Annotated in this window: 16 protein-coding genes and 2 riboswitches; of the genes, 13 read left to right on the top strand and 3 right to left on the bottom strand. The window is 45.0% G+C overall.

All coding sequences use genetic code 11. The annotated features are described in order from the left end of the window. The 9 genes from clpP to meaB all read left to right on the top strand — a co-directional run bounded on the left by clpP (position 1) and on the right by meaB (position 13,461). Complete coding sequence (clpP, locus tag Q0612_RS02505; protein ID WP_009144839.1) at positions 1-594, top strand: ATP-dependent Clp endopeptidase proteolytic subunit ClpP; 594 nt, start codon at positions 1-3, stop codon at positions 592-594. A 26-nt stretch (positions 595-620) separates the two neighbouring features. Further along, entirely contained in the window at positions 621-1,868 is a 1,248-nt protein-coding gene (gene clpX / locus Q0612_RS02500) for an ATP-dependent Clp protease ATP-binding subunit ClpX (RefSeq protein WP_298880355.1), read from the top strand. A gap of 125 nt (positions 1,869-1,993) precedes the next feature. Beyond that, positions 1,994-4,327 (top strand): endopeptidase La, encoded by a 2,334-nt coding sequence (lon, locus tag Q0612_RS02495; RefSeq protein WP_298880353.1) that lies wholly within the window; start codon positions 1,994-1,996, stop codon positions 4,325-4,327. Next, positions 4,320-4,970, top strand: coding sequence for a ribosome biogenesis GTP-binding protein YihA/YsxC (yihA, locus tag Q0612_RS02490; RefSeq protein ID WP_298880350.1), 651 nt, complete (start codon positions 4,320-4,322; stop codon positions 4,968-4,970). The genes lon and yihA overlap by 8 nt, the downstream gene beginning before the upstream one ends. A gap of 5 nt (positions 4,971-4,975) precedes the next feature. Further along, positions 4,976-6,013 carry an AbrB family transcriptional regulator gene (locus Q0612_RS02485; protein WP_298880347.1) on the top strand — a complete coding sequence of 346 codons (1,038 nt, stop codon included), beginning with the start codon at positions 4,976-4,978 and terminating at the stop codon, positions 6,011-6,013. Between the two features lie 607 nt (positions 6,014-6,620). Continuing rightward, positions 6,621-6,796, top strand: a riboswitch (cobalamin riboswitch). 397 nt (positions 6,797-7,193) lie between these two features. Continuing rightward, positions 7,194-7,616 carry a conserved domain protein gene (locus tag Q0612_RS02480; protein ID WP_009144834.1) on the top strand — a complete coding sequence of 141 codons (423 nt, stop codon included), beginning with the start codon at positions 7,194-7,196 and terminating at the stop codon, positions 7,614-7,616. Between the two features lie 238 nt (positions 7,617-7,854). Next, positions 7,855-10,080, top strand: a complete 2,226-nt coding sequence (locus Q0612_RS02475; RefSeq protein WP_298880342.1) for an acyl-CoA mutase large subunit family protein — start codon at positions 7,855-7,857, stop codon at positions 10,078-10,080. Then, positions 10,080-12,275 (top strand): methylmalonyl-CoA mutase, encoded by a 2,196-nt coding sequence (scpA, locus tag Q0612_RS02470; RefSeq protein WP_293829791.1) that lies wholly within the window; start codon positions 10,080-10,082, stop codon positions 12,273-12,275. The genes Q0612_RS02475 and scpA overlap by 1 nt, the downstream gene beginning before the upstream one ends. Positions 12,276-12,285: 10 nt before the next feature. Then, positions 12,286-13,461 carry a methylmalonyl Co-A mutase-associated GTPase MeaB gene (gene meaB, locus Q0612_RS02465; protein WP_210684981.1) on the top strand — a complete coding sequence of 392 codons (1,176 nt, stop codon included), beginning with the start codon at positions 12,286-12,288 and terminating at the stop codon, positions 13,459-13,461. 324 nt (positions 13,462-13,785) lie between these two features. Continuing rightward, positions 13,786-13,918, top strand: a riboswitch (adenosylcobalamin (AdoCbl) riboswitch). 349 nt (positions 13,919-14,267) lie between these two features. Here meaB and Q0612_RS02460 read toward each other — a convergent pair. Then, a complete protein-coding gene (locus Q0612_RS02460) occupies positions 14,268-15,200 on the bottom strand; it encodes a LysR family transcriptional regulator (protein ID WP_210684980.1) in 933 nt (310 codons plus the stop codon). 302 nt (positions 15,201-15,502) lie between these two features. Here Q0612_RS02460 and Q0612_RS02455 point away from each other — a divergent pair, with 302 nt between their 5' ends. The 4 genes from Q0612_RS02455 (at position 15,503) to Q0612_RS02440 (ending at position 19,466) form a co-directional block, all read left to right on the top strand. Further along, positions 15,503-15,682 (top strand): hypothetical protein, encoded by a 180-nt coding sequence (locus Q0612_RS02455; RefSeq protein WP_293821792.1) that lies wholly within the window; start codon positions 15,503-15,505, stop codon positions 15,680-15,682. Positions 15,683-16,123: 441 nt separating this feature from the next. Further along, positions 16,124-16,321 (top strand): hypothetical protein, encoded by a 198-nt coding sequence (locus Q0612_RS02450; protein ID WP_021720459.1) that lies wholly within the window; start codon positions 16,124-16,126, stop codon positions 16,319-16,321. 16 nt (positions 16,322-16,337) lie between these two features. Beyond that, positions 16,338-17,615 (top strand): SLC13 family permease, encoded by a 1,278-nt coding sequence (locus Q0612_RS02445; protein WP_298880333.1) that lies wholly within the window; start codon positions 16,338-16,340, stop codon positions 17,613-17,615. A 471-nt stretch (positions 17,616-18,086) separates the two neighbouring features. Continuing rightward, positions 18,087-19,466, top strand: a complete 1,380-nt coding sequence (locus Q0612_RS02440; protein WP_298880327.1) for an ATP-binding protein — start codon at positions 18,087-18,089, stop codon at positions 19,464-19,466. Between the two features lie 69 nt (positions 19,467-19,535). Here the strand turns inward: Q0612_RS02440 and Q0612_RS02435 are convergent, their stop codons facing one another. Together Q0612_RS02435 and Q0612_RS02430 are read right to left on the bottom strand one after the other, a co-directional pair. Beyond that, the gene (locus tag Q0612_RS02435; protein ID WP_298880324.1) at positions 19,536-19,865 is read right to left on the bottom strand and encodes a branched-chain amino acid transporter permease; all 330 of its coding nucleotides are present in this window, start codon (positions 19,863-19,865) and stop codon (positions 19,536-19,538) included. Further along, complete coding sequence (locus Q0612_RS02430; protein ID WP_298880322.1) at positions 19,862-20,557, bottom strand: AzlC family ABC transporter permease; 696 nt, start codon at positions 20,555-20,557, stop codon at positions 19,862-19,864. The genes Q0612_RS02435 and Q0612_RS02430 overlap by 4 nt, the downstream gene beginning before the upstream one ends. Positions 20,558-20,622 lie beyond the last annotated feature (65 nt).

Below are 20,622 nucleotides of genomic sequence, written 5' to 3'. Positions count from 1 at the left end.
ATGAATTATGTGCCTATCGTTGTTGAACAATCTAGTCGTGGAGAACGTTCCTATGATATTTATTCACGTCTTTTGAAGGATAGGATTGTTTTCGTTACCGGTCCGATTGATGACAATATGGCAAATGTTGTCATTGCTCAGTTATTGTTCCTGGAGTCCGAGGATCCGGACAAAGACATCCATCTGTATATTAACAGTCCTGGCGGCAGCGTAAGCGCCGGCATGGCTATTTATGATACGATGCAGTATATTAAGCCTGACGTTTCTACTATCTGCATGGGCATGGCTGCCAGCATGGCATCTGTGCTCCTGGCAGCAGGCGCGCCGGGCAAGCGTTTTGCATTGCCATATTCCCGCGTTATGATTCACCAGCCCTTGGGTGGTGCACAGGGCCAGGCAACGGAGATTGAAATCCATGCCCGTGAAATTCTGCGTATCCGTGAAGAAATGAACCAGGTACTGGCAAAGCATACCGGTCAGACAGTGGAAAAAATTGCTGCTGATACTGAGCGCGATCATTATCTGACAAGTAAAGAAGCTAAGGAATATGGCCTGATTGACGAGGTTGTTTCCCGTAGTAAATCTGCAGAGTAAGATATACTATAAGGAGATTTAAAAATATGAGTTTTAATGAAGGACATGATGGAAATCCATGCTGCTCCTTTTGCGGCAAGCGTGAAGGTCAGGTTAAAAGACTGATTTCCGGTCGCGGTGTTTACATCTGCGATGAGTGTGTCGATTTCTGCAAATCAATGCTTGAAGAGGAAAAAGAAAGCGATGCTGCTGAACAGTTGGTTAATGCTGATCTGCCGAAGCCTCAGGAAATCAAGGCAATCTTAGATGAGTATGTTATTGGCCAGGATGAGGCTAAAAAGACCTTGTCTGTGGCTGTATATAATCATTACAAAAGAATCAATTACGAAATCCAGAATCCGGAGTCTAAACGTGACCTGGAGCTGCAGAAGTCCAATATTCTGATGCTCGGTCCTACCGGTAGCGGTAAAACACTGCTTGCTCAGACTTTGGCAAAGATTTTGCAGGTTCCCTTTGCTATTGCTGATGCTACTACCTTAACGGAAGCAGGCTATGTAGGCGAGGATGTTGAAAACATTCTGCTCAAGCTCATCAGCAATGCAGATTATGATATTGAAGCTGCTCAGCGTGGTATTATCTATATCGACGAAATCGATAAGATTGCCCGCAAATCTGAAAACGTTTCTATTACCCGTGACGTTTCCGGTGAAGGTGTACAGCAGGCTCTGCTGAAAATCCTTGAGGGTACTGTTGCCAGCGTTCCGCCTAAGGGAGGACGTAAGCATCCGCATCAGGAGTTTATCAATATTGATACAACTAATATCCTGTTTATCTGCGGTGGTGCCTTTGCAGGACTGGAGCATATCATCAATGCCCGTGTCGGCAAGAAAAATCTGGGCTTTGGTGCTGATATCCGCCGTAAGGAAGAGGTTGATAACGAGGCTGTATTTGCTAAGGTATTGCCTGAGGATATCATGAAGTTCGGTATTATTCCGGAATTTGCAGGACGTATGCCGGTAGTAGTAACGCTCAATCCTTTGGATGAGCCTGCACTGGTACAAATACTGACTGAGCCGCGTAATGCTTTAGTTAAGCAGTACCAGCGTTTTCTGGAAATGGATGGCGTAGATCTGGAGTTCGAGCCTGGTGCTTTGACTGCTATTGCTGAGGAAGCATTGAAACGTAATGCCGGAGCGCGTGGTCTGAGATCGATTATCGAATCTACCATGCGTAACGTAATGTATGATGTTCCTTCCCGTGATGATGTAACAAAGTGCATTGTTACTGAAGCTACTATACGCCAGCATTGCGAACCGCAAATGATTACAAAATAACAAAATATCTAAGGGGGAAGGATTGTTATACCTTCTCCCTTATTTTATCGCTATGACAGGTATACGCTTAATGGTGTACTGTCAATAAATTTCTCTCTTGTTTTGGGAGCTTAAGGAGGGATTATATGGCTAATTTGATAATTACAAAGCCCCTGTTGGCTTTGAGGGGCATCTTGATTTTTCCTGGCATGATTGCCAATATTGATGTCGGCCGAGAAAAATCTATGGCTGCTATTGACGCGGCTGAACTGACAGATAAACAGATTATCCTGGTCGGACAAAAACAGGCTGAGCAGGAAGATGTTACTGCTGCTGATTTATATGAATGGGGCGTTTTGGCAACCATCAAGCAAAAGCTGCAGCTGCCGAACGGCGCTGTTCGTTTGCTGGTAGAAGGTCTGGAGCGCGTACATGTGCTGCATGCGGCAGAGGTTCATGAGAATGAGCAGGATTTCTTTGTCGGTGAGGTAGAAGTAGTTCCTGCTGTCGATGCAGTGGATGCTGAAGCGGAAGGACTGCGTCGCTTGCTGTTGGACGCCTTTGAGCAATGGACTCTGCTTACGAAAAAGGTTAATCCTGATACAGTGCAGTCCTTAAAGTCGCGTGCTGATGTAAGCAAGGTTCCTGATATTATTGTCGGTTATCTGCCGCTGTCTTTGACCGAAAAGGAAGAGCTGTTGGAAATGGCGCCGCTGAAGCTGCGTTTACGCAAATTATACGAAATTCTTGTGCGCGAGCAGGAAATTGCCGATGTAGCTAAAAATATTTCTGACCAGGTACACCAGCAGGTGGAACAGAATCAGAAGGAATATTACCTGCGCGAGCAGATTAAGGCTATCAGCAAGGAGCTTGGCGAAAACGAAGACGTACAGGCAGAAATTGCCGACTACAAGGAACAGATGTCCAAGCTGAAAATGCCGCAAAATGTGGCGGAAAAAATCAACAAGGAGCTGGGACGTCTGGCGAAGATGCCGCCGATGACGCCGGAGGGAGCGGTAATCCGCACCTATATTGATTCTTTGCTTGCGTTGCCTTGGGGCAAATTCACCAAGGATAATTTTGATATAGATAAGGCGCAGGATGTTCTTGATAAAGATCACTACGGCCTGAAGAAGGTTAAGGAGCGTATTCTGGAATATCTGGCGGTACGTGCGTTGTCCAAGAGTACACGTGGACCGATTCTGTGTCTGGTAGGACCTCCGGGTGTTGGTAAAACAAGCTTGGCGAGCAGCATTGCCAAGGCTATTAAGCGTAAATTTACCCGTATTTCTTTGGGTGGTGTGCGTGATGAAGCTGAAATCCGCGGTCATCGTCGTACCTATATCGGTTCTATGCCGGGACGTATTATTCATGGTATGCAGACCTGTGGCTGCATGAATCCGGTTTTCCTGTTGGACGAGATTGATAAAATGGCTTCTGATTTTCGTGGCGATCCGGCTTCTGCTCTCTTAGAGGTGCTTGATCCGGAGCAGAACAACAGCTTTAGTGACCACTTTATTGAATTCCCGTTTGATTTATCACATGTATTCTGGATTGTAACAGCAAATGCTGTTGATACTATTCCTCCGGCTCTTTTGGACCGTTTGGAAATTATCCAGCTGAGCAGCTATACTGACGAAGAAAAGGTTAAGATTGCTCAACTGCATCTTTTGCCGAAAGAGTTGAAGCTCAACGGCCTGGAAAAATACAAGGTGAGCGTTAGCGAAAAGGCTATCCGCCGTGTAATTCACGACTATACAAGGGAAGCAGGCGTGCGTAATCTGGAACGCAAGCTGGCAGGTATCTGCCGCAAGGTTGCCTTCAAGATTGTCAAGGGCAAGGGTAAGGGTGCTCAGGTAACAGAAAAGAATCTGGAAAAATATTTGGGACCGGTTATTTACCTTGATGATGATATCAGTCTGAAATCCAGTGTTGGCGTTGCTAATGGTCTGGCGTGGACCAGCGTCGGCGGCGAGCTGCTGAAGGTAGAGGTGCTGGCGTTTAAGGGCAAAGGCAACCTGACGCTTACCGGTCAGCTGGGCGACGTAATGAAGGAGTCGGCTCAGGCTGGCTACACCTACATCCGCAGTCGCGCGGAAGCCTTGGGGATTCCTGCCAACTTTGGAGAAACGATGGATATTCATATCCACCTGCCGGAGGGCGCTGTACCAAAGGACGGTCCGTCTGCCGGCGTAACAATGGTTACTGCCATGGTATCGGCGCTGACAGGTAAAAAGGTTAAAGGCAAGCTGGCGATGACCGGCGAAATTTCCCTGTCCGGCAAGGTATGGCCTGTTGGCGGCATCAAGGAAAAAATGCTGGCAGCTTACCGCTATGGCGTAAAGACTGTACTGCTGCCGAAGCGCAATATGCAGGATCTGGATGAGCTGCCGGAAAATATTCGTAAGGAAATGCAGTTTATACCTGTTGAGCATCTTGATGATGTTTTGAAGCTGGCATTGGAGGATAAAAATGAGTAAAGATAATTGGGATATTATCCGTGCTAAATATGTGGCCTCCGCAGTACGCGCAGACCAATATCCGCAGCCTTCTCTGATTGAAGCTGCCTTTATCGGCCGCAGTAATGTCGGTAAATCGTCGCTTATCAATTCACTCTGCCGCCGCAACGGCCTGGCACGTGTAAGCTCTACTCCGGGCAAAACGCAGACCATCAATTTTTACGAGCTGGAGGCTAAGCGCATAGTTGAGGGTGAGGATGAAAGAGCATCCTTTTATCTGGTAGATTTACCCGGTTATGGCTTTGCTAAAACAAACCATAATAATAAGGACCAATGGTCCGGGTTTATAAGCAAATATTTATCTGGCAGCGAAAACCTGGGTGTTGTCTGCCAGCTGATTGATATCCGCCATAAGCCTATGGATAGTGATATGGAATGCTTTAATTGGCTGCGCAGCTGCGGCCTGAAGGTACAGGTTGTGCTGACCAAGTCTGACAAGCTTTCGAAAAACGCTGCTATGTCCCAAAAGGCACTCTTTAAGCGTGAAATGGGTCTGAAGGAGCATGAGATTATCACTTATTCCTCCTCACAGCATACCATGCGTGGCGAGCTGATTGCGCGTATTATGGAGGCTTTATCTGCTAACGGCGTAGAGCAGGAGTAAAAGCTATGTTTTTAAACCGCTTGTTGCTTTTTATCATGGCGCTTTGCCTGGGCAGCCTGCTGGTGCGCATGCATTTGCCGATACCGTTTTTGCTGGGCGGCCTGCTGACTGCTTTGCTTTGCAAAACTCTGACACATCGCAGCGATGTGAGCTGGCCTAAGCAATGGCGTGAATATGCTTTAATGGTTGCCGGTTATGGTATTGGCTCTACCTTTACATCTGACACCTGGAATAACTTTCTGGCTGAGCTGGTTGGTGTAGCGGAAGCAACGATAGTTATTTTGGCTGCAAGTATGGTATTGGCTGTTATTACGGCAAAGCTGGCGCGGGAAAACCTCAAAAGCTGCGTCATGGGTATGCTTCCCGGCGGTATGACGCTGACGATGCTCCTCTGCGAAGAGGACAAAGAGGTCAACCCCAACGTTGTCATGGTGATGCAAGTGCTGCGATTGCTGGGCGTAGTTATTACTGTGCCGTTTCTTGTAATCTTGCTGCTGAATGCGCAGGTGATAGGCAGCAGCGTAGTATTGCCTAACCATGGCGGTATGCATTGGCTTGTTGTTGTGCCTCTGTCTGTTTTGGGCAGCTTCATAGCAACGAAAATACATATGCCGACACCCAGGCTTTTGGGACCTATCTTGGCGACGGCTGCATTTTCCGTCTTCGCTGGCGGTGTGCAGCCTGTGCCTTTTTGGCTCATGGCGGCGGCGCAGGCCAGCATTGGTCTGTTTATGGGTATGCAGCTTGATGCGGACCGCATCGTAAAAACCGAAAAAATGGTGCCCTATATTCTTATCGGTACGGCGATACTCATTGTTGTGAGCATCGGTATGGCTAATGTGCTTTCCGCACGCTACGGCTTTTCGCTGGTAACGGCGTTTCTGGCGATGGCGCCGGGAGGTATAGCTGAAATGTCTTTGGCCGGTATGAGTATGGGTGAGAATGTGTCGATTATCCTGACCTATCAGCTGGTGCGTGTGCTGGTGATAAATATCTTTATCCCGCCGCTGCTGGCGTGGTGGTTTAAGGCTAAGCAGGCATAATTTTAGAGGATTGCAGAAAAATTTTTCTTGCAGTCCTCTTTGCTTTTGTATGTAAAATCCTTGTAAAAGCGCATGGTGCAAGGCTTTGAAGCATTATAAACATCTATCGGGACATAAAAAGTCCATAGTGGACAAAAACGTCATAAGGTGTTATACTTAATGCATGTAAAGGCAAGACCTTAAAATAAAGCAGAAGGGATGATGTAAAAATGACTTTTGAAAAATTTGTTGAAACTCTGTGTAACTTTAAATGGTATATGATTCACTGATTTCGGGAGGTGAGAATAATGCTGGAAAAATTTGTCAAAGCTTTATATGAAATGAATTTCTACTATATCCATTAACAGGTGTATAAAAATGAAGATTGCTAAATCGTAAAGACGCTTGCAGCTGAGCTGTAGGCGTTTTTTATTGCCTTAAAGCCGGTTGCTGCTGATATAATAGATTTTTTATTGTATTATATGTAAATTAAATACAAAGAACAGTTAATCAGAAATGGACACAAATATACATAAGACTGCTACATACATGGAATACAAATACAAAAATAAAAATCCACGAAAAAGGTTGACAAGGTAAATAGTAACTGCTATAATTAAGACAACAAGTTGATATTGATATTACAGGTGCGAAAGCTCAATAGAGAAGCCGGTGAAAGTCCGGCACGGTCCCGCCGCTGTGACGTGGAGCGTGTTTTGTTTATACCACTGGAGGGGTCCTCTGGGAAGGTGAAACACGTGAAGAAGCGAAGCCAGAAGAACTGCCTGTAAGATGCATCGTCGTTTGACCTGCGAGAGACGGGGAGAGATGTCGTAGAGCTGTAGTATAGGCTTGTGCGCCTAGTAGCTTTTGATATTTCGCCGTTTTTCAAAAGTCCCGCCCGTATTGGGTGAAGGATTCTTTTTGAGAAACGGTTTTCTGTTTCTTATGCCATTGAAGGTCACGTGATGGCTGTGACCTTTTGGAGAGTGGCCGGGCCATCGATGCTATTTGTCATACTTGTCCGCGATACTGGACATATCGTGTTTTTCAAATCCCATTCTCAAATTTTTCTTTTAGCTGAGAACATTTCCTTTCTCCTCTCAAGTACGGCAGCGTAGGGGTGCGCTGTCGTGCTGACAATCCAGCCATCACAAATGTGGTGGCTTTATTTTTTGCTGTTTAAAGGGAGGTTATTGATATGAAAGAATTATATTTGGCAGGCAAAATTGCTGAACTGCTAGCAGCCTTTGAAGGTATGAAAGGCGTTGAAGAAGTTGTTGCCGGACGTGCTAAAGCCAGCGGTGAGCTGGAAGTAAAGTGCGTACGTGTGCAATATAACCCCAAAAAGACAGATATCTGCGAGCTTTTGAAAAAATACTTCAATGAAGGGGTGAATCCCTATATCATCGCAGAAGATCCATTGGAACAGGCTGCTGTTATTTACAAGGCTGCCGAAGATGTTCCGCAGATTGAATACTATGCCCGTTTTATGCAGAACCGCGGCGCAGAGCCGGGTGCTGCTTTAGGCAACATGATTCTTAATGATACCATGCCTGAAGAAAACGAGCTGCGCAGAGTCCAGATTAATTACGGACGTCTGCAGGAATTCCTGGCAGATTAAACTGCCTGTTATTTTGTTATATACGGCCTGGACAACCGTGACCGTGTATATAAATGCTGTTTGCTTCTTAAAATCTATCCAAGCAAGGATGCGGCACATGTCCCCTGATGACCGGGTGAGAGCGGTCGGATAGCAGCTGCATCAGCAGACGAGATTGGCTGGAGGTGATATGCGTTTCAGCTTGGTGCTGTGAGCTTTTTCACAGTAATGATTAAATTATTAAAGGAGGATTATTTGAATGGCTGATGAACAACAAAAAACTGCAGCAGTCGTTGATGGCGAAAGACCGTTGACAGACAAAGAACTGGAAGCCATGTTGCGTAAGTCAGAGAAAGTAACCGAATTCCCGGAGGTAACTTTTGATGAATTTACCGAACCCACCTGGGATGAATGGGTGGAGGCATGTAATGCACTGTTGAAGGGCAAACCCTTTGACAAGATCATGTATACCAAAAACTACGAGGGCATTACCTTTGACCCGATTTATACTCGTAAAGGCACTGATGCAATTCTGCCGACCAACGATTATCCCGGTATGGGCGATTTCCTGCGTGGCGCAACTGTTAACGGTTATGTACACGAGCCCTGGGGCATTGCACAAGCCTGCGATGAAACCCTGCCGGCTGAAAACAACGAGCTGCTGAAGGAAGAAATTTCTAAAGGCTCCACTGTTTACAATATCAAACTGGATACTGCAACCAAAAACGGCGTAGACGTTAAAGATGCAGAAAAACCCGGCGATATTGGCGTGAACGTTACTACCGTTGAAGATATGAGCGTTCTGCTGGATGGTCTGAAACTTGACAAATATCCTATTATGATGTACACCGGTGCCGGCGCTAAAAACCTGCTGGCTCTGACTGTTGCTGCTCTGAAGGGTGCCGGTCATGATGTTAAAACCCTGCGCGGTGTTATCGGCGGCGACCCGATCGGCGAGTTGGTAAAAACCGGTAAAACCGAAACCTCTCTGGATGCTTTGTATGATGAAATGGCTGAAACCATTAAATTTGCTAAAGCTAATACTCCGGAGCTGCGCACTGTTTTCATCAACAGTGATGCTTACACCGATGGCGGTGCGGAAGCAGTACAAGAGGTTGCTTACACCTTCGCTACTGCTGTTGAATATGTACGTCAAATGCAAAAACGCGGTGTTGAGCTGCACGATATTGCTAACTCCCTGTACTTCTGCTTCAACCAAGGTGCAAACTTCTTCATGGAAATCGCAAAACTGCGTTCCCTGCGTATGATCTGGGCAGCTATTATGGAAGCATTCGGTGCTGAAGAAGCAGACCGTGCTATTAAGGTTCATGGCCGTTGCGCTCGCTTCACCAAAACCGTTGTTGACCCGTATGTTAACATGCTGCGTAACTGCACCCAAACCTTCTCCAGCGTTGTAGGCGGCGTTTGCACTTATGACAATCCGCCGTTTGACGAGCTGATTCGTAAAGGCGACGTATTCTCCCGTCGTATCGCTCGTAACCTGCATGTAATGCTGCAAGAAGAATTTGGTATGCTGAGCCCGATCGATGCTGCTGGCGGTTCCTGGGGCGTTGAAACCCTGACCAAGCAGATTACCGAAAAAATCTGGGCTGAATTCCAAAAGGTTGAGGAAATGGGCGGCATCATTAAAGCTCTGGAAGCTGGCTATCCGCAAGCACAAGTTGCTGAAGTTCTGGCTAAGCGCTTCAAAGCTTTGGAAATGCGCAGCGATCGCGCTGTTGGCGTAAACATGTACCCGAACATGACCGAAGAACCGCTGGAGCGCCGCGAAGAGGACACTCCGAAACTGAAGAAAGAACGCGAAGCTGCTGTTGCTGCTTACGTTGCTGATATCGACACCAACTACCTGGCTGGCAAGCTGGCTACTGTTGAAACTGTTGAAGGCGCAATCGAAGCATTCAGCAATGGTGCTACTATCGGCCAGGTTGCTGCTGCATCCTGCAAGGCTGAAGCTCCGGAAACCGTTGAAGCAATCGCTGCTCATCACTGGACCGAGCGCTATGAAGCACTGCGTTTCGAAACTGAAGACTATGTTAAGAAAACCGGCAAAAACGTTGAAGTATTCCTGTGCAACATGGGACCGATTCCTCAACATAAAGCTCGTGCCGATTTCTCCACCTCTTTCCTGCAGGTTGGTGAATTCAACGTTCATCTGAACGATGGTTTCCAAGACGGCGAAGATGGCGATCAATACGAAAAATGCCTCAAAGCTTTCAAAGAAGGCGACTACGATGTTGCAGTTATCTGCTCCACCGATGCTACCTATCCGGAAATCGTTCCGAAACTGGCTCCGATGATTAAAGCAGCTATGAAACCGTCCGCTACTCTGTTCCTGGCCGGCGCTGCTCCGAAAGACCTGGAACAAGTTTACAAAGATGCTGGCGTTGACGATTTCATCAGCGTAAAAGCTAACTGCTTCCAAACTCTGAAGATGCTGCAAAAGAAGAAAGGGATGATTGAATAATGAGCATTAATCCGGATTTCACTAAAGTAGCCCTTCCTGATCATCCTTCTTGTTCTTATGACGAATGGAAGAAAAATCTGGAAGAAAAAATGGGCGAAAATTATGATGCCCTTTATGATACTACCTTGGAACGTATTCCTAAAGCTCCGCTGTACACCAAGGATATCTATGATAAATGTAACCATTTGGACTTCATGAGCGGTATTCCTCCGTTCCTGCGTGGTCCTTACTCCACAATGTATGTATTCCGTCCGTGGACTGTACGTCAATATGCAGGTTTCTCCACTGCGGAAGAATCCAACGCATTCTATCGTCGTAACTTGGCTGCAGGCCAAAAAGGTCTGTCCATCGCGTTCGACTTGCCGACTCACCGCGGCTATGACGCTGATAACCCGCGTGTAGTTGGTGACGTTGGTAAAGCAGGCGTATCTGTTTGCTCCATGCTCGATATGAACATCCTGTTCTCCGGTATTCCTCTGGATCAGATGTCCGTATCCATGACCATGAACGGCGCAGTACTGCCTGTACTGGCATTCTTCATCGTATCCGGTGAAGAACAAGGCGTTGATAAATCTATCATGGCCGGTACCATTCAGAACGATATTCTGAAAGAGTTCATGGTACGTAACACCTACATTTATCCGCCTGCTATGTCCATGCGTATCATCGGTGATATTTTCGAATATACCACTAAATATATGCCTAAATTCAACAGTATTTCCATTTCCGGTTACCATATTCAAGAGTGCGGCGCAACCTGCGACCTTGAATTAGGCTACACTCTGGCCGATGGTATGGAATATATCCGTACCGGTGAAGCTGCAGGCCTGCCTGTAGACGCATTCGCAAAACGTCTGTCCTTCTTCTGGGATATGGGCAAAAACTACTTCATGGAAGTTGCAAAAATGCGTGCTGCTCGTGTTCTGTGGGCTAAGATTCTTAAGAGCTTCGGCGCTAAGAACCCGAAATCCATGGCACTGCGTACTCACAGCCAGACTTCCGGCTGGTCTCTGACCGAACAGGATCCGTTCAACAACATCTCCCGTACTTGTATGGAAGCTATGTCTGCTGCTCTGGGCCATACTCAATCCCTGCATACAAACGCACTGGACGAAGCTATCGCACTGCCGACCGACTTCTCCGCTCGTCTTGCTCGTAACACCCAGCTGTACATCCAGGATGAAACCAAAGTCTGCAAGATTATCGATCCGTGGGGCGGTTCCTACTATGTTGAATACCTCACCAACGAAATCATTCGCCGTGCTTGGGCTCATATCCAGGAAGTTGAAGCACTCGGTGGTATGGCAAAAGCTATTGCAACCGGCCTGCCGAAGATGCGTATTGAAGAGTGCGCAGCTCGTCGCCAAGCTAACATCGATAGCGGTAAGGAAACCATCGTTGGCCTGAACAAATATCGTCTGGCTAAGGAAGATCCGCTGAACGTACTGTCCATCGATAACACCGCTGTACGTAACGCTCAGATTAAACGTCTGGAAAAACTGAGAGCAGAACGCAACAACGACGCTGTTGCACGCGATCTGGAAGCTATTACCCGCGCAGCTGAAACCCGTGACAACGGCAACCTGCTGGAAATGGCTGTACAAGCTGCTCGCGACCGCGCTTCCCTCGGTGAAATTTCTGACGCAGTTGAAAAAGTATCCGGTCGTTTCAATGCTGTAATCCACACTGTATCCGGTGTATACTCCAGTGAATTCAGCGGCAACGATGACATGGAAAAAGCTACCAAACTGGCTGATGAGTTTGAACAACTTGAAGGCCGTCGTCCTCGTATCTTCTTGGCAAAAATGGGCCAAGATGGTCATGACCGCGGACAAAAAGTTCTGGCAACCTCCTTCGCAGATATGGGCTGGACCGTCGACGTTGGTCCTCTGTTCCAGACTCCGGAAGAATCTGCACAAGACGCTGTAGATAACGACGTTGATATGGTTGGCTTCTCCTCCCTGGCTGCTGGTCATAAGACCTTGCTGCCGGCAATCGTAGAAGAGCTGAAGAAACGTGGCCGTGAAGATATCATGGTATGTATTGGCGGCGTAATTCCTGCACAGGATTATGACTACCTGTATGAACATGGTGCAGCAGGCATCTTTGGACCTGGTACCAACATTCCTAAGTGCTGCATCCAATTACTGCAAATGTTGGTTGACCGTGCAAAAGCTGAACACGCTGAAGACTGAGGTGATATAAATGCCTGAAACTGGTGAAAAAGATATTAGGCCGAGTTGGGTACCCCTGAAAAAAGACCCTAACTTTGCCTGCTCTGTAATGGGCGGGATTGACAGTGCCGTAAACGCTGTCAGCGAGGAGAAGTATAACCCTGTGGATAAAATTAGGAAATTCCCCTTGAGGAAAAAGCCTAGTCCGGAAGAGTTAATAAAAGGAGTCAGTGAAGGCGATCGTAAAACCTTATCTCAAGCTATTACTCTTATAGAAAGCAATGCGCCGAGGGATTTTGATAAAGCACAGCGTGTCCTGCAGGCTCTTCTGCCGCGTACAGGCAAAGCTTTGCGCATTGGCATTTCCGGTGTACCGGGTGCCGGCAAAAGTACCTTTATCGAGTCCTTTGGTCAGATGCTGTGTCATCAGGGCTATAAGGTCGCAGTTCTTGCTGTCGATCCTACCAGCTCTATTACCGGTGGCTCTATTTTGGGTGATAAAACGCGTATGCAGATGTTGTCGCGTGAACCTAATTGCTTTATTCGTCCGTCCCCTGCAAAGGGCACCTTGGGCGGCGTTGCCCGTAAAAGCCGTGAAACCATGCTGCTTTGCGAGGCTGCAGGCTGTGACGTTATCTTAGTAGAAACCGTAGGTGTAGGCCAGTCCGAAATCACCGTCCGTTCGATGGTCGACTTCTTTATGCTGGTTGTACTGACCGGTGCCGGTGATGATCTGCAAGGCATTAAGAAAGGCATCATGGAGGTTGCCGACGCTATCGTTGTCAACAAAGCCGATGGTGACAATCTGCCTAAGGCTATCGTTACCCAGGGTGAGTATGAGCGTATGATTGAATTCATTCGTCCTGCTACCGAAGGCTGGAAAACTCATGCCTACAGATGCTCCGCTTTGACCAAGGAAGGCCTGCTCGAGCTTTGGGCAGTAATGCGCAAATTCGAAAAGGTTACCAAAGAATGCGGTTCCTTCGACAAACGTCGTAAATCGCAGACTATTTCCTGGGTTAACAGCATGATTGACGAGCATTTACATAACCTGTTCTTTGAAGATCCGATGATTAAAGGACGTTTACCGGCAGTAATGGAAGCAGCTGTTAATGGCGTGGTATCCCCAAGTCAGGCTGTTACCGAGCTGATTAATGCCTTTGATATTGATCGTGCTTCAATGAGGCATCGCAATCAAAACAAATAAAGTCCGGCAAGAAAGCACCCAGTGGTGATTTTTGACCGGCAAAAACAAAAGGCTGTCACTGATGAAGCTTCATCGGTGACAGCCTTTTCGATTTATAACAGTTTGTAAATCATTTAAGAAATCACTGTAAAAATCTAAAAAGATAACATAAAATAAAATAGAGCGTGAAAAATTTTAACTTTGAAAGAGTAAGAGATGCTAATTCTTTTGTCGTCAACAAATGAGCGCATATTTAGTGAGATGTATTCTTACAATATTTTTTTCGAGAACTTTTTCGCTAAAGTCTTGACATTCTTAATCGGACTGAGTATAATTAAAAGCAACAAATCAATATTTCGTATGAAGCACTAATTGGTGAAAATCCACACGGTCCCGCCGCTGTAACAGGCTTGCCTGAAGTCAGCAAAGTACTTTATACAAGCATATGCTTGACCTGCGAGCGACAGGAGAAGATGTTAACAGACAAGATACTGTTTATGTGAGAGTGGCAGCTATCTTAATTGTGCGCATTAACCGTCTTTGCTTGCAAAGGCGGTTTTTTTCAACTATCAAATGTGGGTCGAAATATTGATTTCCCAAACATTAGAACAAACTAAGCAAATCGGACAATTTGCTGTTCTGTTACGTAAAGATCTTTTCAAATTCTCCTTCTCCTCCAAATTTATCGTGTGTAGCTTGTTACAGGGGTGTGGCAATGCAACAATAAAAAAACCGCCAGGTAAGGCGGCTTTTTTATTGTCCTCAGTAAGGTAGAAACAATAAAAGCTTTGCAATCAAAAAAACCGCCGTAAGGCGGTTTTTGTCTTTTATAAAGAAGAGTTTTTCAAAACTTCATCCAGGTTGCATACCTGCTGTGAATTACGTGTCTTGGAATAGAATTTGAGGAAATGCTGGGCAACGACGGAAAGCGGTCTGTCCTTAACCTTTACTACAGTCTTGTAAACGTCTGCCTTGATATCAGATATAGGACGGGTAATAAACTCTTCGCCAAGGTCCTCTCCGGGCTCTACAGGCACGATAGAAACGGCTGCCTTGACGCGTGTCCATTCCAAAGTTGTGCTGCGGGTGGTGCTGGTACAGGTTATACGCGGTACAATAGATGCCTGAGCGCAGGCTTTGAGGAAGATTTCAGAGCAGCCGGAGCTGATGCTTAGGGGTACATCTTCCAATTCCTTGAGGGTAACAACTTTTTTACTGTCATCCAGGAAAACGGAATTCTTATGAAAAACAGCAGTAAGCTCTTCATCGCGACGGAAGAGAACCTCAAAGTTATCCTGATGCTCTACCGGAACGCTTAAAATGCCAAGCTCGGTAATACCGTTAAGCATTTGCTGTGTCTGTTCGTTTATGCTTGCTTCAAACAGCTCACATTTGATATTAGGATAAAGAGCACAGAAATCCTTGAGGGAGGATTTGATGAATAAAGCACTGCGGGAGTTGGCAATGCTGAAACGCAGCGTACCTACAACACCGCCCATGATGTTTTCAATTTCGCTTTTGGCAAGATCCTCTAAAGCACACATATACTTTGCTTTTTGGTAGAGGACGCGTCCTGCTTCTGTCAGGAGAATCTGACGGCTGCCGCGGGTGGTAATTATAAGCTTGGTGCCGAAATAGTTTTCCAGGGCACGCAGCTGCTTGCTGAGGGCCGGCTGAGCAATATGCACGTAATCAGCCGCACCGGTAAAGCTACCGGCTTCAATAATTGCCAAAAAGTTTCTGTAATTGTCTAATTCCATGTTTTGCAGACCTCCAACTAATACTAAACTTATGTAAAATAGAAACAGTAATAGATTCTAAATATGGGTATAATACAATTAGTTTATCATATTGCTAGTATATTTTCAAGAAATTCAACGATTAAGGCTATTATAGAACAGAAGAATGCCAAAAAGCAATAATAAAATGTCATATCTATAATTCCTATTAGCTATTTTTCTTATTAAGCAATATCTGTTATACTAAATGCGTATAAAGCAAGGGCCTTATACAGAGCAAATTGACAAATTGACTTATTCAAAGCAAAGGAGAGAACAAAATCATGGCTGAAACAAAAAAGGCAGTCGTAAACGAAACCGGTTTATTCGCACATCTGTGCCGTCAACGCAACGGCGCAGCAAAAGTATTCCCGCATTGTGGTGAACATGGCTTTGCCTTCACCAGAAGAGTACAGGGCTTCAAACTGAGTGAAGCATCCCTGAAAGCATTAAAAAGAGGTTAAGAAGAAAGATGAGCTTTGTACTGAACTATCTCAAAGAATTGGACAGAGAATACTATAGTAAATGGTTTAAGAATATTTTGCTTTAAGCTTTAAACAGCAGCATTATAATATGCCAGTCCGCGAGCGATGACGTTATAGCCTACCTCCTTGTACGTCGTTGGCAGACTGGCTTTTTGTTTGCCTAAAATATTCCTGGCGGATATATGAATAATGCTACATAGGTATTTTTATTCTGGCGATAATTGTCGTATAATATAAAACTGCCTGCTATAAAAAACAAGTAGAAATTAGTTCCGAAATATATTTAATTACTTTCTGAAATATACTTAATTCATATAACTTCTATTCCAACTAGGTATTTTTATTATTTTGGAATATGTTGTATAATCTCTAACAGTGAAAGGCACTCTCCAAAAGGAACAAGAAAGGAGCTGATAAGTTTTGGACATTGCACTTATCATGAATGATGAAAAAGAAGATTCTAAGATTCGGGAGTACCTGAAACAGGTAGACAAGAAATTTTACTATCGAGCTATCGAGAACAGGAAAAAGGAAGGTAAAGTCTTCCCGCATCGAGGCGAAGATGGTAAGCTCTTTGTAAACACTTTTCAATATGTAAACCTATTTAAGAAGAAATAAGTGGAGGGAAATTTTTATGACACCAGCAATTAAATGCTTAATTCTGTTAGCAGTAGTTGCACTGTTATTCGTTACCGAAATGATTCCGCTGGCAATGACCGCGGTTCTGGCTGCTATAGCCTGCAGTGCATTGGGCCTGGTTCCTGAGAACCAAATCTTCCTTGGCCTGGCAGATTCTACTGTAGTTCTTTTTGGCGGTATGTTCGTCGTTGGCGCTGCTATGTTTTACACCGGACTTGCTCAAAAGGTTGGCGGCGCTGTAGTAAAGCTGTTTGGTACCAATGAAAACAGCCTGATGTTTGGTCTTATGGTTATTGCAGCTGTTATGTCTGCATTCTTGTCTAACACCGGTACCACTGCTTGCCTGATTCCTGTAGTTATGGGCATCTGCGCACAAGCAAAGCTTTCCGCTTCCCGTCAGCTGATGCCGTTGGCTTTCGCTGCCGGCCTTGGCGGTACCTGCACCCTGATTGGTACCCCGCCTAACATTCTGGCAAACGTTGCTCTGAAAGCAGCAGGCATGCCGGAGCTGCAATTTGGCTTCTTTGAATATGCCTACATCGGCATTCCTATTACTGTTGCCGGCATCGTTTACATGATGTTCCTTGGCAAATACATCCTGCCGGAAGCTAAAACCGAAGAGGTTGCAGATGTAGAGCAGGAGATTGATGCTACTAACACTACTCCTAAAAAACAGATGATCTGCGGTATCATCATGGTTGGCGTTATCGGTTCTATGGCAACCAGCATCGTTCCTTTGGAACTGGCTGCTGTTGTCGGAGCGGTACTGTGCGTACTGACAGGCTGCATCACTGAAAAACAAGCCTATAACTCCATCGACTGGATTACCATCTTCCTGTTTGCAGGCATGATTCCTGTTGCAACAGCTATGAACACCAGCGGCGCTGGCAAGCTGATTGCTGAATTCACCGTAAGCCTGATGGGCGGCAACCCGTCTCCGTACCTGGTAACTGCAGTACTCTTCGGTCTGGCAGTTGTACTGACTCAGTTCATGAGCAACACCGCTTCTAAAGCTCTGCTGTGCCCGGTTGGCATCGCACTGTCCGCACAAATGGGTGCATCTCCGAAAGCTGTACTGATGGCAATCCTGATTGCTTCCAGCTGCGCATTCGCTTCTCCGGTAGGTACTCCTCCGAACACCCTGGTACTTGGCCCTGGCAAGTACAAATTCATCGATTATGTAAAATGCGGCGGCGGTCTGGTAGCAGTCAGCATGATTGTTGCAATCATCGTTATTCCTATCGTATGGCCGTTCTTCCCGACTGCAGCATAATTAACTAAAGACTCAGGTCTTACCACCTTTCTTAAAATGTCTGCAACGCTCCCTGGTGGGAGCGGTCAGCAGACGCAAATTGGATAGAGAACAATTATTATAGACGGGGCGGAAGCTGCCCTGACGCACAAAGCTTCAAAGATGCTTACACTTACAAATTCCTTCTTTCTGTATATATTTGCTTAGGGGACATTGGCAGTATATATAGGATATAAATGAAAAGACTACCCTTCGTCATGTTGGACAGAGCATGGTGGAGGGTAGTTTTATTTTTGTACAGCAGATAAAATATACCACTACTATATATAATAGTAGAAAATTGCTGATAATATCATAAATGAAGAACAGCAATAAGCAGAGTTTTTTATTCTGATGTAAGTGATTCGGATAGAACTGAATAAAAGTTGACGAGGAGGCGAAGCTATGATATATTTTATTCGAAAGGAATCGAATCGGAAGGAGCTGAATAAAATGAATTTTTGGGGCAGAGTTAAGGAACAGAAAAAACTTCAGAAAATGTTGAGTAGAAAACAGCAGCAGCTAGCCTTAGTATATGGTCGCAGAAGAGTGGGTAAGAGTGAACTGATTAAGCAATGTCTGCGTGATAGTAGCCTAAAATCTATCTATTATGAATGTAAGCAAACAACAGAGATGAATAATGTAGAAAGTCTTGCAGAACTTTTGGCTGAAGCCTTTAATTTTCCTCCGTTGGCCTTTAAAAATATTGAAGCAGTGTTAAACTTTTTCTTTAAGCAGGCGCAGCATATGCCGCTGATTCTCGTTTTAGATGAATATCCCTATCTACGTGAAGCAGTCAAGGGCATGGATAGTATTTTACAAGGCTTGGTTGATAAATATCAGGAAAGCTCGCAGTTAAAGCTGATAATTTGCGGCTCTTATGTAGATATAATGAAATCCTTGCTTCTAGTGCAGAATCCGCTTTATGGTCGTGTAAGTCTGACTATAGATTTAAAGCCGATGAATTATCGTGATTCAGCACTCTTTTATAGTAGCTTTAATGATGAAGACAAGGTACGTTTATATAGTGTTTTTGGCGGCATACCTTATTATAATCGCCTGATTGATGCAGAAAAAACAGTAAAAGAAAATATTATTGATTTAATTGCTTCACCTGGAGCACGCCTGGAAACAGAGATTGGTCTGTATCTGCGTTCAGAGCTGGCAAAGATTACTAACGCTAATGAGGTCTTTGAAACGCTGGCGAAGGGTTTTTTCCGTTATAGTGATATTTTGGCGCAGTCGCATATTTCGAGTGGACCAACGTTAATAGATGTGCTGGAGCGATTAATGAAAATGGAACTTGTAAGCAAAATAGCACCTATTAATGATGAAAAAAATAAGAAAAAAACAGGCTATTATATTAGTGATAACCTGTCCCTGTTCTACTATAAATATATTTTTCGTTATATGTCACAGATGAATGTAATGGAGCCAGAAGTTTTTTTTGAGCGTTATATTGAACAGGATTTTGAGACGGATTATGTACCGCATATATTTGAGGATGTATGTAGGCAATATTTGGTAGGAAAAAATCAGCAGGGTCTTTTGGCGGAGCCATTTGAGAAAATCGGACGATATTATTATGATGATTCAGTTAATAAGACGAATGGAGAATTTGATATTGTAACGTATGATGCTAAGGGCTATGCTTTTTATGAAGCGAAGTTCAGAAAGAAACCTGTGACGCAGCAAATGATTCAAGAAGAAATTGAACAGGTGCAGCGCAGTAATATGCTATGCTATAAGTATGGATTTTTTTCCAGAAGCGGGTTTGAGAACATAAAGCTTAAAGGTGTAGAGCTGATAGGCTTGGAAGAATTGTATAGGTAAAATCTAAAACAGCGGTGAAAACAACATTGAGATGCTGTTTTTACCGCTGTTTTAAACGCTATAATATTTTCACACAAACACATATTGCACCAGGAGCATGTAACCAATTGTGCTTGCTGCTATCGTCAGCAGCAGATTGCGCAGTGTTGCCTGCAGGATAACTGTCACTGCTACGGCGATGGCTTCAGGCAGGCCGTGGCTGCCGGTCATAATTTGCGTATCCTTGAGGGAGTAGACAACAAGCATACCCATAACGGCCGCAGGCAGCATTTTGCCTAAAAACGCTACCAGAGGTGGCGTTTTTTTATTGGCCGGAAACAGGATGAAGGGCAGAAAGCGCGTCAGCATCGTACCTGCTACAACAGCGGCAATAGTTATGATTTGTTCGGTGAAGTTCATGATTTAATGCCTCCTTTGTAATAGGCAGTGATGAATACCAGCAGCATAAGCAACATAGCTGGCGGTATAAAGCTTTGCGGTCCGATGAGCACCAGGCAGACTAGCGGAATGATAATACCTAGGATAGCAGGAGTGTGGTTTTCTGTCGCTTGCCATTGGCTGACAAAAATTGCTGTAAAAAGAGCGACGAGGGCAAAATCCAGACCTTTGGTGTTGATTTGCAGGCTGTTGCCCAAGAGACCGCCGATAGTTGCACCTGCTACCCAATAAATTTGGTTCAGCAGATTTACGCAGACCATGAAGCAGCCTTTGTCTATGCCTTCAGGAATAACAGTATTACAGTTGATGGCAAAGGATTCATCACACATACCGAAAATCAGATAAAATTTCTTCAGACCTGTATTTTTATACTTTTCGAGCATGCTAAGACCATAGAAAAGATGACGCGAGTTAATCATCAAGGCCATAAAAAAGCAGTACAAAGGATTGAATGGACTAAGCAGCATTGTTACCAGGACAAATTCCATGCTGCCGGCAAAGACGAGAGCGCTGGTAAAAAATGGGTACCAGGGCGAAAAGCCCTTGCTGCAGATGTAAAAGCCATAGGAAATGCCTAAAAAAAGAAACGCTGCGCAAATTGGCAGCGTTAGTGGAAAAGCAGCTTTAAGTGCTTTTGTATATTTGTTGTTCATGATTATAACCTGCACAATTCTTTGAATTCATAGAAACTATGTAGGCTTTATTCTACAGTATCCTG

The organism is uncultured Phascolarctobacterium sp. (genome assembly GCF_937920985.1).
In the GTDB taxonomy this organism is placed as follows: domain Bacteria; phylum Bacillota; class Negativicutes; order Acidaminococcales; family Acidaminococcaceae; genus Phascolarctobacterium_A.
The sequence above is the reverse complement of the archived record's forward strand: the minus strand, read 5'-3'. Positions and strand labels throughout refer to the sequence as shown.